The following is a 13,770-nucleotide window of genomic DNA, read 5'->3' on the forward strand; positions in this document are numbered from 1 at the left end:
CCTTGCCTCATGGGAGCGCTCCATCGCGCTCGATCGTTCTCTCCACGCACCGTGTGCAGACGGGGGCGGGCAGGCCCACCCCCGGTGGTATGGTCGACGCTACGAAATGCGGCATGGATGCCGTCACCCCCGGAAGTAGGTAGTGCGTGGACGCGCGAGCCGAACACGACAGCGATACCCGCGCGGTGTCGCGCGCCGTGTCGGAACTGGCCCGCCGCACCCGCTTCCCCATCGCCTTCGGCGGCCTCGCCCAGGGCGGCGCGATCCACGTCAGCTCGATCGTCGGCGCCCGCACCCGCAGCCTCGACGGCCTCGTCGTGCAGGAGACGCGCGGCCTCGGCGGGCGCGCGTTCGCCGAGAAGCGCCCGCGCCTGGCGCTGGACTACCGCACGTCCCGCTCCATCACCCACGACTACGACGGGCAGGTGCTGTCGGAGGGCATCGCGACGCTCTTCGCCGTGCCGGTGCTGGTGTCGGGGCGCTCCCGCGGCGTCCTCTACTGCGGATCGTGGGGGCAGGCCGGTGTCGGCGACGTCATCGCTCGGCCCGCGTTCGCCGTCGCCGAAGAGCTCGCGACCGAGCTGCGCGTCGGCGAAGAGGTGCGGCGCCGCCTGGCGACGATGCCGCCGCCCGCGACCTCCGAGGCCTTGGCGCCCGCGATGCAGGAGGAGCTGCGCGAGAGCTTCGCCGAGCTGCGCAGCATCGCCTCCACCGTCACCGACACCGCTGTCCGCGAGCGTCTCACCAAGCTCGAGCAGCGCCTCGCCGCCCTGTCCCGCCCAGCGGGTCCGGCCGCCGAGCTCGACGTCCGGCTCTCGCCCCGCGAACTGGACGTGCTGGCATGTGCCGCGCTCGGCGCGACGAACGCCGAGATCGCCGCCGAGCTGAACCTGCGCGAAGGCACCGTCAAGTCGTACCTGCAGTCCGCGATGGGCAAGCTCGACGCGTCGACCCGGCACGCCGCCGTCGCCAAGGCGCGTCGCGCCGGCATCCTGCCCTGACGCACGACCCGCATCCATAGCCGGCGCATAACGGCGGGCGATCGCGCGCTGAAGCGCGGTGCGTATCCATGAACCATGGACCACGCCTCGCTCCCGACCCCGCCCCTCCCGAACCCGCCCCTCCCGACCCCGCCCCTCCCGAACCCCGCGCCCGGGCCCGCCGCGCCCCGCGCGAAGCGGCGCACCGCGGTGCTCGCCTCGGGTCTCGCCGTCGCGCTCTCGCTCACCGGCGCGACAGCGTGGGCGGCCGACCGGTTCCTGATCGAGCACGTCGAGATCTCGGACGTCTCGGCGTACGAGGCCGAGAACTCCCCCGTCGAGACCTCGAGCGGAACCGACACCGCGGTCGACACCTCCGAAGCCGTCCTCACCGATACGAGCTACACGAACGGCGACACCGCGGTGACGATCACCACCGTCACGGAAGGCTCCGGCGACGAGACGGTCACCTACTACGTCGCCGACGTCGTGCTCGGCGACGCCACCGACCTGAGGAGCGCGTTCGCGAAGGATCAGTTCGGCGAGAACATCACCGAGCTCACCAGTGCGATCGCGGCCGACAACGGCGCGGTGTTCGCCGTCAACGGCGATTACTACGGCTTCCGCGACACCGGCATCGTCATCCGCAACGGGGTCGTCTACCGCGACGAGCCCGCGCGGGCGGGACTCGTCTTCTTCACCGACGGCACCGTCGAGGTGTACGACGAGACCGCCACCTCCGCCGACGAGCTCATCGCCGCCGGGGCGTGGAACACGCTGAGCTTCGGTCCCGCGATCGTCGAGGACGCCACGGTCGTCGCCGGCATCGAGGACGTCGAGATCGACACGAACTTCGGCAACCACTCGATTCAAGGCGACCAGCCGCGCACTGCGGTCGGGGTCATCGACGACAATCACCTGGTGTTCGTCGTCGTCGACGGGCGCCAGACCGGCTACAGCGCCGGGGTCACCCTCACCGAGCTCGCCGACATCCTGGTCGATCTCGGCGCGACGACGGCCTACAACCTCGACGGCGGAGGGTCGTCGACGATGTACTTCGACGGCGAGGTCGTCAACAGCCCGTCCAACGGCGGCGAGCGCGCCACCAGCGACATCCTGTACGTGGCCGGGTGACGGCCGTGATCGTCCTCATCCCCGCGCTCGAACCGGGCCCCGCCCTCCCCCGGCTCGTCCACGAGCTGCTGGCCGCAGACCCCGACCTCGACGTGTGGGTGGTCGACGACGGCAGCCCGGCAGATTCGGGGCCGGTCTTCGAGGCCGCCCGCACCGCCGGGGCCACCGTGCTGCGCCACGGACGCAACCTCGGCAAAGGTGCGGCGCTCAAGACCGGGCTCGCCGCGATCGCTTGCGCGCATCCGACCGACGACGTCGTCACCGCCGACGCCGACGGCCAGCACACGGTCGCCGACATCCTGCGGATCGTCGACGGGCTGCGCGAAGACGCGGCCCGCGAGGCTCCAGCGCTGATCCTCGGATGCCGGGGCTTCACCGGCCGGGTCCCGCTGCGCAGTCGGGCCGGAAACACGCTGGCACGCGCGACCTTCCGGCTCGCGGCGGGGTGGGCGCTGAGCGATACGCAGACCGGCCTGCGCGGCATCCCGGCATCCGTCATCGCGTGGATGCTGAGCGTGCCGGGCGAGCGCTTCGAGTACGAGCAGAACGTGCTGCTGCGAAGCCGGCGTGCCGGCATCCGGGCGCGCGAACTGCGGATCGAGACGGTCTATCTCGACCACAACGCCGGCAGCCACTTCCGCCCCGTCGTGGATTCGGCGCGCATCGCGATCCCGTTGCTGCTTTTCGCCGCGTCGTCGCTGATGGCATTCGTCATAGACACCGTCGCGCTGCTGGTCTTCACCGCCGCGACGGGGTCGCTGACGCTCTCGATCGTCGCAGCGCGGGTGCTCAGCGCGTCGGTGAACTTCGCCGTGAACCGTCGGGTCGTGTTCGGCCGGCACGGCGCCGGCCGCACCGGTCAGGCGGTGCGGTACGCCGTGCTCGCGCTGGTGCTGCTGGCGTCGAACGTGGTGTGGATGCAGGCCCTCACCGGGTACGGCGTGCCGCTCATCATGGCGAAGGTCGCGACCGAGGCGGTGCTGTTCGTCACCAGCTACGGCGTGCAGCGCGGTTTCGTCTTCGGGCGCGGCGCGGAACTCGTAACCGCGCCAGAGGCCCGCCATAGGAACCCCATAGCGAGCCGCACTCGAATGGAATCAGACGCCTTCGACTTCGGGAGACACCCATGACATCCACAACCTTCCTGCTGATCGGGATCGACCTGATCGCCGCCGTGATCCTCAGCCTCGGCCTGTACTACCGCCGCCACCACCGTCGCGACCTGGTCGTCGCCTTCCTCGGCGTGAACGTCGGCGTGATGGCCGTCGCCGCCGTCCTCGGCACCGCCGAAGTCGCACTCGGACTCGGGCTGGGTCTGTTCGGCGTGCTGTCGATCATCCGGCTGCGCTCGTCCGAGATCTCGCAGCGCGAAGTGGCCTATTACTTCGCGGCCCTCGCGACCGGGCTCATCTGCGGCCTGCCCACGACCGACCCGTGGCCCGTGGTCGCGCTGGTCTCGCTCATCCTCGCGGTGCTGTGGGCGGCTGATCACCCCCGGATGCTGGCGCGCAGCCGCCACCAGATCGTGCGGCTCGACCGTGCGATCACCGATGAGGACGACCTGCGCACCGAGCTCGAGCGCCGGCTGTCGAGCGGAAGCCCAGCAGGCGCAGGCATGTCAGGCACGGGCACGCCGGGCGCAGGCACGTCAGGCGGGGGCACGGCCGGCGCGGGCACCTCAGGAAGAAGCACGTCAGGAAAAAGGACCGTGGCGACCGTCACGTCGCTGACCGTGCAGGACCTCGACTTCGTGAACGACACCACGCTCGTCGATGTGCGCTACCGCGTCGGCGGTGCGGCGCGGCCGGCCGCCCCGGCCGCCACGACTCGCCCGACCGGCGCGCGACGCGGCGCCATGGCGGGAGCAGCCCGATGAGCGCCCTCGACCGCTTCGAGCGCGTGAGCCTCGACGAGCTGGTGACCGAAGCCGCGCTGCTGACCCGCATCGACCGCAAGTACGTCCTGCCGCGCGCGGCCGTCGAGAACCTGCTGGCCGGCATGGACCCGCAGACGCGGGTGCTCGAGATCGACGGTGCGCGGCAGTTCTCGTATGAGTCGGTCTACTTCGACACCCCCGAGCTGCTGAGCTTCCACATGGCCGCGCAGCCCCGGCGGCGCCGGTTCAAGCTGCGCACCCGCAGCTACCTCGACACCGGATCGGCGTTCCTCGAGATCAAGACCCGCGGTGCGCGCGGTGCGACCGTCAAGGAGCGCGGCGCCTACGACCCCGCCGACGCCGCGGGACTCACCGCCACCGCCCGCGCCGAGGTCGCGACCGCGCTCGAGGCGATCGGCGTGGCCGGCGAGCGCGCCCAACACCTCGAGGCCACGCTGGTCACCCGCTATCGGCGCTCGACGCTTCTGGCCCCCGACGGCGTCGGCCGTGCCACGGTCGACACCGACCTGGAATGGGCGGCACCCGACGGCAGCGGGTTCGCGCTGCCCGAGATCGCGATCGTCGAGACGAAGTCGGGGGCTGCGGCATCCGTCGTCGACCGTGCGCTGTGGCGCGCGGGCGTCCGCCCCGCGACCGTCAGCAAGTACGCCACCGGGCTCGCCGCGCTGCACCCCCGACTCCCCCGCAACCGCTGGGCCCGCCTGCTGCGCGGCCCGTTCGCGGCCGACCGCCGCGCGCCACTCGACACCGCCGCCCCCACCTCCACGCACTCCCACATCACCGACACCCGAACCACTCACCCAGAAATGGAGGACGCATCATGCTCCGCCGCCGCTTGACCCGCCGCATCTCCCTCGCCGCCATCCCCTTCACCCTCACCGCCGTCGTCCTCGCGGGCTGCACCGTGCAGTCCGCTGACGCGGCCGCCACGTCGTCGGGAACGACGAGCACCTCCACCGAGTCGAGCGAAACCGCCACCGCTGTGGTGGTCGACTCCGACCTCGACGCCGACGCGGTGCTCGCCGCGAACGCCGATCACACGGTCGTCAACGACGACGAATGGTCCGAGAGCGATGCCGTCGACGTGACCCTCACGGGTTCGTCCGCGGGATCCGATTCCGACGCCGTCGAGATCGACGGCTCGATCGTGTCGATCACGTCGGCCGGCGTGTACCGGCTGAGCGGTTCGCTCGACGGCTCGGTGGTCGTGGCTGCCGAGGACGACGCGCAGGTCGTGCTCATCCTCGACGACGTCGACATCTCGGCATCCGAGGGCCCGGCGATCACCGTGCAGACGGCCGACGATGTCGCGCTCGTGCTCGCCGACGGGTCGTCGAACGCGGTGTCGGACGCCGATGCCTATGCCGACGACGCCGACGCGAACGCCGCGATCTACAGCGACGCCGACCTGACGATCTCGGGCACCGGGTCGCTGACGGTGTCGGGCAACGGCAACGACGGCATCACCTCGACCGACGACCTCGTGGTGCTGTCGGGTGACATCACCGTCGAGGCCGTCGACGACGGTCTGCGCGGCAAGGACGCGCTCGTCGTTCGCGACGGCACGGTCACGGTCGACGCCGGCGGTGACGCGCTCAAGAGCGACCAGGCAGACGACGCCGCACAGGGTTTCGTGCTCATCGAGGGCGGCACCCTGTCGCTCACGAGCGTTGACGACGGGATCGCGGCCGCCACCGACGTCGTCATCACCGGCGGCACGGTCGACATCACCGCCGGGGCCGGAACGGCAGCGGATGCCGGGGCGAAGGGTGTCGCGGCCGGTGTCGTCGCCGCACTCGACGGCGGTGAGGTCGCGATCGACGCTGCCGACGACGCCCTGCATTCGGACGGCTCGGTCGGGCTCGGCGGCGCGACCGTCATCGTGGATGCCGGCGACGACGGCGTGCACGCCGAGCAGACGCTCGAGATCCGCGACGGCGTCGTGACCGTCGCCTCGTCGGTCGAGGGTCTCGAGGCGGCTGACATCGCCATCTCGGGCGGCACGGTGGACGTAATCGCGAGCGACGACGGCGTGAATGCCGCAAGCGGCACCGCCACCCAGGGCGCCGGGATGGGCGGGGGCGGCGAGGCCGACAGCGGCGAGACCCTCGTCATCTCGGGCGGCACCGTCAGCGTCACCGGCGGCGGCGACGGCCTGGACTCCAACGGCACGATCACCATCACCGGCGGCGTCGTGTCGGTGTCGGGTCCGACCGGCGGCGGCGAAGGCGCGATCGACGCGAACGGCGCGGTCACGCTCGACGGCGGCACCGTCCAGGTCGGCGGCAGCTCGACCGGCACCCTGTCGGGCGCGCAGGCCTTCGTCTCGGCTTCGGTGAGCGGGTCAGCCGGCGACACGGTCGAGATCATGGATGCCGCCGGCACCGTCGTGGGCACCTTCGAACTGCCCGCATCGTTCGCCTCGGTGATCTTCAGCGACGCCGCGATCGTCGACGGTGAGACCTACACGATCACGGTCAACGGGGGCACCTCGGTCACCGCGACCGCGGGTGAGCAGGTCGCGACCGGTGGCCCCGGTGGCGGTGGAATGGGCGGCCCCGGAGGCGGGCGTCCGTGACGCGGAACGTCTGAATAGACCCCCTCACGCGCCGAATTGTCACGGGGATCCGGAATATCGGATTCCTCGTGACAATTCGGCGTAGTGTGAGCGATATGGCCCGCAGAATCGTGCATCAGCTCGTCGATGACATCGACGGCACCGTCCTCGAAATCGGAGAGGGCGAAACCGTGACCTTCTCGTTGGACGGCACCGCCTACGAGATCGACCTCACCACCGAGCACGCCGCGGAATTCCGCGAGACCCTCGGTCGCTACATCGACGCCGCACGGTCCGTTTCGTCGGCTCGCGGATCCTCGGGCGGCGCCGGTTCGGCCGCCCGCAAACGTCGTCGCACCGGACAGCAGGATTACAGCGCCGTGCGCGAATGGGCCAAGGCGAATGGACATTCCGTTTCGGAGCGCGGCCGGGTTCCGGCATCCGTTCTCGAAGCGTACGAAGCCGCGCACTGACGACCTTTTCCTGAGCCCTTTTCGGCGCGGAACCTGAACCTCCGTATTCGGTGGGAATGGGTGCCGATGGTGGGTCACAGGTTGCATGCTGCGCGGATTCTCGGAATCGTGGCCGGTCCGCACGATCCGAATCCGAAGGAGAACAGCATGCTTACGCTGACCCAGACCGCCGCTGAGGCTGTGAAGTCGATCGTCGCCAACGTCCCGCAGGCAGAGGACGGCGGTATCCGCATCCGTGACACCGGTCCGCAGACCGGTTTCGAGTTGAGCGTCGCCCCGACGCCCGAGCCCGATGACACCGTCGTCGTCACCGACGGCGCCCGGGTGTTCCTCGATGCGCCCGCCGCGCAGGCACTCGATGACCGGGTGCTGGATGCCGAGATGGTGCAGGACGGTTCCGTCCGGTTCGCCCTCGCCACCCAGGGCTGACACGCTCTTCACGAAGGCCGACCCCGCTGCGGGCTCGGCCTTCGTGGTTTCCAGAGGGCGACGACGCAAAACCACCGCCGCCGGAGTGGCGATCGTCCTCGCGTCGGCGTTCGGCATCATCCCCGCCACCGCGGCCTCCGCCGCACCACCGGCCGCCTCCCCCGCGGCCGTGCAGGAAGTCACCGCCTCGGCACTCGACGTGACCGGCGACGGGTTCGTGGGTGAGATCAGCGACCTCGCCGTCAGTGTCGTGGATGGAGACCTGCAGCTCACCGGAACGATTCAAGGTGTTCTGGACGGCCAGGACGTCGAAGCGACCTCGTTCACCACCGTCATCGAGAGCGTTCAGGCGAATGCGTCCTGCATGATTCTGGATCTCGATCTCGGCCCGCTCGACCTCGACCTGGTGGGTCTGGTCGTCGAACTCGATGAGGTCAACCTCGACATCACCACCGTTCCCGGCGCGGGGAACCTGCTCGGCAACTTGCTCTGCGCTGTCGCAGGGCTGCTCGACCGCGGCGGTCCCCTGACGGCGATCAGCGCGCTGCTGAACCGCCTGCTGACGGGCATCGGCCTGTAAATCCAGCCGCCTCGACCGAAAGGCCGGCCCTCCGCGAAGCTGGAGCCGGCCTTTCTCTGCGTCCGGGGTTGCCAGCCGGTCGGTGAGCACCCTGGAGGTGCGCGAATGAGCCATCCTTCGAGCGTGATGCCCCTGGAGGGATTCGAACACGTTTTGAGCATTCTGCACGGCGTCATCGAACGACGACTTCCGCGGAATTACGCGGGCTTTCGAGACCGCGGCGACATCGAGCGACGTCCGAAAACAGCCAGCGGCGAATGGAATGCGGCCAAAACGCGGGCAAGAGACTCTCGTTGTGAAGCGGGTATACAGTCCACGCGCCGAACGACTGCGGGCAAGTTTGTTTTGAGCGCTCCGCCGAGACGCAGACTTTGTGCACTCTGCTTGCACCACTGACCATCATTTAGCAACATGTTCAAGCAACCCTCAGCGGTGCTTTGACGGCATCACCCGAACAGGCTGCGTTTCCAGCCCGTCTCTCACCGGCCGATCGAAGGGCCTCCGGGCTGAGTCGGCCCCTGGTGGGGCGCCGCAGGGTCGTATGTCCTGCCCGGGTTATAGGGGTCTACCGCCGGCGCCCGCCGCGGCTCCTGGATCCGGACCTCCGGCGCCAGGCCCGAGTCGCGCGCGCGACTCATGAGGCGCGTCGCGGTGCTCTGGCTGATCTGGAGAGTGTCGGCGACGAGCTTCAGCGGCGGATAGCTGATTGCCGTCGCGACGCGATAGACGGAGATCGCGGCGTAGAGGGACTCCAAGGGCTCGCGCTCCTCATGCGCTCGCACGCGAGTGAGAAAATCACGCACCGGTATGCGGTCGAGCTTGTCGCCATCCTCGGTGCGGACATCGACGGTGACGACATCAAGGGCTGACCTCGTCATGATCCAGTGCGTTCGCACCTCGCGCAGCACCTGACTGGTGATGTCGACGCCCTCCGCTTCGCGCTCGAGGGCAGCGAAGACGACGGCGGTGCGTCCGAGCGTGTCATCCCACTCGACGCGGACGGTGATCGTGCCGGGCACGTCCTGCTCATCCGACACGCGCGCGCGCCAGGACTTCGGGAGCGTCACCCCGCTGCCGAGGTCAATGCGTTCGTCGCTGAAGTCATACGCCTCGACGTGTGCCATGAATCCCACTATTCCAGGTCTTCGACGATACGCGAAGAAGACTGTCGATCTTGGCTCACGCGTGTGGTACCTTGCGACGAGGGGAGACTGACACTGCTGGCTCACAGGAGGGAAGGGCGATGAACCGGTCACAGGATTGCCTGGCTCTGACGATGAAGGATGCCGCGAAGCTCGTCGGCGTCGACTACCGCACCATCAAGCTCGGCATCGAGAGCGGGACCATCCCTACGGTCCAACTCGGTCCGCGCCGCATGATCCCCCGCGTGCCGCTGCTGTGCGCGTTCGGCGTCGACACCTGACAGCGGCTCGACGCGCGGTGCAGCCCAACGTCCAGGCAGCCGGCAAGCACGGCGTGGTCCAGTGCCGCGGTCGCGGAGGTCACATGCAGCACGCGACTGAAGATCATGACGTCACGGGATCGACGCGCGGGGAGCACTGGGACCGTCGTGTGGCCTGCGGCTGGCTCCGCTGGCTGCACTGCTGCTTCCGGTACTCGCTCCGCTGCTGGTGCTCCTCGGCGGACGGACGTAGCTGAGCCGTTGCTGGCAGACGTCGCAGGTGCCCACTAACCTCGATCTTGACCTCACGACAGAAAGTAGCTATGTGCTCGACGTAAAGACGACTCGCCCGCAGTATGACAGCCCACTGCGCTACCCCGGCGGCAAGTCCTCCCTGTCAGCCTTCCTCGGGCAAGCCATCGCCAAGGCGAACATCGAAGAGGTGACGTACGTTGAGCCCTTCGCTGGCGGCGCCGGCGCAGCCATCACTCTGCTGCTCCAGGAGCATGTTGCTCGCGTGGTCATCAATGACCTCGATCCCGCCGTCTACTCGTTCTGGCGCGCCGTAGTCGAAGAAGGCCCCCGATTTGTCGAACAGGTTGAACGCGTCCCGCTTGCTCTCGAGGAATGGCGTGCGCAGAAACGGATCTACGCCTCTGGACGCGCCGCCGGCGTGTACTCTTTCGAGCTCGGCTTCTCCTTCTTCTATCTGAATCGCACCAATCGGTCTGGTGTACTTAACGCAGGAGTTATCGGCGGGCAGGGGCAATCGGGTCGCTACAAGATCCACGCTCGCTTCAATCGAGAGAGACTCGCCTCCCGCATCAAGAGTATCTACGAACTTCGCGACAAGATCTCAGTATCGTCACGCGATGGCCGGGCGCTGATCGAGGAATACGCGGGGCGCTCCGAGGCATTTCTTTACGTCGATCCACCGTATGTTCAGATGGGCGGGAGTCTGTATCTGAACTCGTTTACGGAGGCAGACCACACATTCCTTGCGCTGTGCCTGAACCGCAACGCGTCCGCGAATTGGGTTCTGACATACGATGACACCCAATTAATTCGAGATCTCTACCAAGAGAGGTATCAAGAGACTTTTAGCCTGATCTACTCAGCGCGCAACATGGGCGTCGCGACCGAACTCATGGTCCTCTCCGATCGCATGAGAGATCTGATGATTCCTTAAGACGCCGCAAGGGCGCGCTTGGCTTTGCCTACCCACCTGGCGATGGTGCGCAGCTCCGACGCAACGGTGGCATCCCAACCGCCCCGCAAGCGAAGTGCATCCGGCACGAAGAGCGTCATTCGAACGCGATCTACGACGACTCCCAGGAGCATCTCCAAGGTGTGTGCGTCGTCCTGGAGCAGCTCCTCCCACGTGTCCTTCTTGCCGACTCGAAGCTCTTCGTGCATAAGGTGCGGGATGTACATGGCCGGAATGTAGTGGCCTGCGGGGTGCTCCTCAAACCATTTGAGGAAGTGGCTTTTCAGCTTATTCTTGACCGACTTGTCTCGCCACTTCTTACCGCTGGCAACCTGACCGTAGGATATGAGGATGTTTGAGCGTCCGTCCGCAAAAGGGCGCCAGGTTATCACATCAACGCCGCCATCCTTATTGCTTGTCTGAGACGGAGGCTTACGACGGCGGAGGAGTCCACTCCCGATAGCTTTGATTAGCCGTTCCAGCGCCGGCCCGTAGTCATCGCTCTCCGGTCGAGGGAATGCAATCCAGAAGGATGGGCCTCCCAGCAGGGCGGGTGAAACGAGGAAGACCATCCGTTGGAAAGCGTCCGCGACTGGCTTCACTGCGATGAGTGTTGGATCTAGCCCTGGAATCCGACCATGTCTTGCCGCCGACAGTAGGAGGCAAGCAATGTAGACCGTTCTCGCCAACCGCACTTCCGCTCGAGTTCTCAGCTCGCGACGCAGCCTAAGCACCCAGCCCCTTCGAGATGATGACAACTCAAAAGGGTAGAGATCGCCGAGCACTTCCTGCCGCCAGCGAATTTCATCCGACGCTCGTTCGAGGACGTCGTCGAACTCGCCATCCATGATTTCGGGGTCTCCTCCGAACTCCGCAACCTCCCGATCGTCGTCAAACCCATCGTCGTCGTCGTCGCTACGCGAATCCCAGCTCAGCGCTGAGACATATTGTGACGATCGATAGCTTCCAGTTGCGGACTCGAGGGCCTTCAATTCAATCCAGTCGGCCGCATGCGAACGCGTCGCCTTCCGATCGACCGGCGAGATGGCGCTGGTCACTCGGTTGCTGCTTCCGCCGTGTCCTTCTCTGCAGTCATCGCGGTGACGATCCCCCGCACCGTCTTCTGCACGCTGAGTGCCATCTCGTGGAGATCCGCATCGTAGGCGTAGTCACCAGCCGCTTCACTAGCTGCACGAGCGGCCTTGTTCAACGCGAACAGACGCTCTGCGAAACGCCGACTACGATCCTCGACTTGCTCGTACGCAACTTTCAGGTCCCGATCGGACACCAGCATCGCGGTGGCCGTTTGGTTCCCCAGAACGTCGACCAGCTGATTGAGGTTCGGATTCTGGCTTTGAATTACAGTTTTGCGAGCGCCCTGTCCGTAAAGGAGCGTCATGAATGTCAGCAGCGACTCATGACGCTCCTCAGGCACAGGATTGTCTGGCAGGAGATCGGTGACGGCGTCGTCTAATCCGAGGTAGGCACGAACATTGGGCCGGGGAAGTGCTGTGTAGAGGTGCGAGAAGGAGAAACTCGACTTCGTTCGCTCGGCGATGTCAAAACCTAGTCGCTGAGCTTGTCGAAGCACAATATACGCATTGACAAGTCGTGCAACTGTATTGTGACTGTCGCCAAGACGCTTCGCGATTGCATCGAGCGAAAGCCCCGATGGATCCCGCACCCAATCCCAAGCAAATTTCGCCTTCGCCAGCGAATCCCATTTGTGCGGCCCATTGACATGCTTGAACCCAATGAAGTCTCGCGCTTGGGATGGAGTACCAACCTTGATCGCAAGTACCTCGTCGGGGACAGCGTTCGCGTGCAGCGGGCTCGGAGGCGTGATTCCGTATTCACGCTGGAGGGCGGGGTCTCGAAGGATCCGGAGAGCAGCTAGGCGGCGATTCCCCTCGAGGACCACGTTCCCGTCGCGAAGTACCACCAGTGGCTCGTAGTTGAGCCAACCCGTGTTGCCGATCGCCTGAACCAGCTCGTTCGCGTCAGCCTCTTCGACCAGGAACTCGAGAGCTTCCTCGTCTGAGCCGAACGGCTGCTCAGGGTGCCTAGGGTTGTTGCGGTCCAGAACGAGGTCCGAAACCTTGACCCGGTGGGCGTCCGAGATCGACTCCTCTGCCTCGGCCTCAACAGGTGTGGCTTCGTCCGCCGTGCTCATGAGAACTCCTATCGACTGTCCGCGTTCCATACTCGCGTATTCCCGCTCGCCGTGCCCGCGCATCCGGGGTATGTGTACAAGACCAGTCCCGTCCTGGGCCGGGAGCCCTCTGGAACCATCCACCACCGGTGACGCGTGGACCTAGATGCCGCTAGTCAAAGCCGCCAATCGACGCGCCGGTCCGGCCCCAAGAACTCGTTGATCGCGGTGAAGGGGTACTCGGTATCGCCAGCACTCGGCCACCAGGACCTGCTCGGATGCCTTGCTGTTACGACCTGCCCCTGCAATGGGTTGGCGATGGACGCCTCCACGCGCTTAGCTTCCTCGCCTAGCAGCAGAAAGGCGACGGGATCGCCCTGCCGACTTGAGGCATATTCGAGGACGGACTCGATCAGTTCCCGATAGAGCGCCCTTTGAGCCGCCCGATCGCTGTCCTGCGCACCTCTCTGCACGGTCAAGGAGAGGTTCAGGAGCAAGACGCCTTGATCGAGGGCCCACGGTGCGAGGTCACCTTCCGCAGGTGGAAGCTCGATCTCTCTGCTCTGCCAAAGGTTGTAAAGCATCGTCTGCAACGAGGCGGGCGGTTTGTGGCCCCGGGCGGAGAAGGCGAGCCCATCCGCAACAGAGCCGTTGGGTTTAGCCGGGTCTCGAACCCGATATGGATCGAGGCCCACGATCACTACTCGCAGCGAGTCGGGCAATGTCAACTCGAAGGCTCTGAAGACATCTGAAGCATGCGGGTAAACCGCCGCTGTTGCAGTCGAATAGATGGTCTCGATCTCGGCGCGGAGCCGATTCAGCCAGTGCGGATCCGACGGTCGAGTGAGAACCGATGTCCACTCGGGTGGCAACTCAGGGACCAATGACACGCGCCGACGGTACAGTCGACCATGCGCACGGTCAACCGTGCCGCGGCCGCAGAACTTTCCTTTCCCCGC

15 protein-coding genes are annotated in these 13,770 nt (G+C 66.6%); 11 read left to right on the plus strand and 4 right to left on the minus strand.

Annotation, left to right across the window (positions count from 1 at the left end):
* The first annotated feature begins 146 nt into the window (after positions 1-146).
* From Q9S36_RS08200 to Q9S36_RS08240, 9 genes are all read left to right on the plus strand, one after another.
* Positions 147-1,001: a LuxR C-terminal-related transcriptional regulator gene (locus tag Q9S36_RS08200; protein ID WP_311284686.1), complete on the plus strand. Its 855-nt coding sequence runs from the start codon at positions 147-149 to the stop codon at positions 999-1,001.
* A 75-nt stretch (positions 1,002-1,076) separates the two neighbouring features.
* Positions 1,077-2,114, plus strand: coding sequence for a phosphodiester glycosidase family protein (locus tag Q9S36_RS08205; RefSeq protein WP_311284687.1), 1,038 nt, complete (start codon positions 1,077-1,079; stop codon positions 2,112-2,114).
* On the plus strand, positions 2,111-3,244 hold the full coding sequence (locus Q9S36_RS08210) for a bifunctional glycosyltransferase family 2/GtrA family protein (RefSeq protein WP_311284688.1): 1,134 nt from the start codon (positions 2,111-2,113) through the stop codon (positions 3,242-3,244). The genes Q9S36_RS08205 and Q9S36_RS08210 overlap by 4 nt, the downstream gene beginning before the upstream one ends.
* Positions 3,241-3,990: a DUF4956 domain-containing protein gene (locus Q9S36_RS08215; protein WP_311284689.1), complete on the plus strand. Its 750-nt coding sequence runs from the start codon at positions 3,241-3,243 to the stop codon at positions 3,988-3,990. Before Q9S36_RS08210 ends, Q9S36_RS08215 begins: the two co-directional genes overlap by 4 nt.
* The gene (locus Q9S36_RS08220; RefSeq protein WP_311284690.1) at positions 3,987-4,850 is read left to right on the plus strand and encodes a polyphosphate polymerase domain-containing protein; all 864 of its coding nucleotides are present in this window, start codon (positions 3,987-3,989) and stop codon (positions 4,848-4,850) included. Before Q9S36_RS08215 ends, Q9S36_RS08220 begins: the two co-directional genes overlap by 4 nt.
* Entirely contained in the window at positions 4,832-6,589 is a 1,758-nt protein-coding gene (locus tag Q9S36_RS08225) for a carbohydrate-binding domain-containing protein (protein WP_311284691.1), read from the plus strand. The genes Q9S36_RS08220 and Q9S36_RS08225 overlap by 19 nt, the downstream gene beginning before the upstream one ends.
* Positions 6,590-6,684: 95 nt before the next feature.
* Positions 6,685-7,041, plus strand: a complete 357-nt coding sequence (locus Q9S36_RS08230; protein WP_311284692.1) for an Lsr2 family protein — start codon at positions 6,685-6,687, stop codon at positions 7,039-7,041.
* Positions 7,042-7,188: 147 nt separating this feature from the next.
* A complete protein-coding gene (locus tag Q9S36_RS08235) occupies positions 7,189-7,470 on the plus strand; it encodes a Fe-S cluster assembly protein HesB (RefSeq protein ID WP_311284693.1) in 282 nt (93 codons plus the stop codon).
* Positions 7,471-7,555: 85 nt separating this feature from the next.
* Complete coding sequence (locus Q9S36_RS08240; protein WP_311284694.1) at positions 7,556-8,050, plus strand: ABC transporter substrate-binding protein; 495 nt, start codon at positions 7,556-7,558, stop codon at positions 8,048-8,050.
* Between the two features lie 479 nt (positions 8,051-8,529).
* On the opposite strand, the gene Q9S36_RS08245 is transcribed toward Q9S36_RS08240, so the two are convergent.
* On the minus strand, positions 8,530-9,174 hold the full coding sequence (locus tag Q9S36_RS08245) for a hypothetical protein (RefSeq protein WP_311284695.1): 645 nt from the start codon (positions 9,172-9,174) through the stop codon (positions 8,530-8,532).
* A 119-nt stretch (positions 9,175-9,293) separates the two neighbouring features.
* Here Q9S36_RS08245 and Q9S36_RS08250 point away from each other — a divergent pair, with 119 nt between their 5' ends.
* Entirely contained in the window at positions 9,294-9,473 is a 180-nt protein-coding gene (locus Q9S36_RS08250; RefSeq protein WP_311284696.1) for a helix-turn-helix domain-containing protein, read from the plus strand.
* Positions 9,474-9,732: 259 nt separating this feature from the next.
* Entirely contained in the window at positions 9,733-10,641 is a 909-nt protein-coding gene (locus Q9S36_RS08255; RefSeq protein ID WP_311284697.1) for a DNA adenine methylase, read from the plus strand.
* Here Q9S36_RS08255 and Q9S36_RS08260 read toward each other — a convergent pair.
* From Q9S36_RS08260 to Q9S36_RS08270, 3 genes are all read right to left on the minus strand, one after another.
* A complete protein-coding gene (locus tag Q9S36_RS08260; protein WP_311284698.1) occupies positions 10,638-11,717 on the minus strand; it encodes a hypothetical protein in 1,080 nt (359 codons plus the stop codon). The two genes, Q9S36_RS08255 and Q9S36_RS08260, sit on opposite strands and share 4 nt — an antisense overlap.
* A complete protein-coding gene (locus Q9S36_RS08265; protein ID WP_311284699.1) occupies positions 11,714-12,832 on the minus strand; it encodes a hypothetical protein in 1,119 nt (372 codons plus the stop codon). The genes Q9S36_RS08260 and Q9S36_RS08265 overlap by 4 nt, the downstream gene beginning before the upstream one ends.
* Positions 12,833-12,987: 155 nt before the next feature.
* Positions 12,988-13,701 (minus strand): uracil-DNA glycosylase, encoded by a 714-nt coding sequence (locus Q9S36_RS08270; RefSeq protein WP_311284700.1) that lies wholly within the window; start codon positions 13,699-13,701, stop codon positions 12,988-12,990.
* Positions 13,702-13,770: the final 69 nt, after the last annotated feature.

This window comes from Microbacterium sp. ARD31, assembly GCF_031844425.1.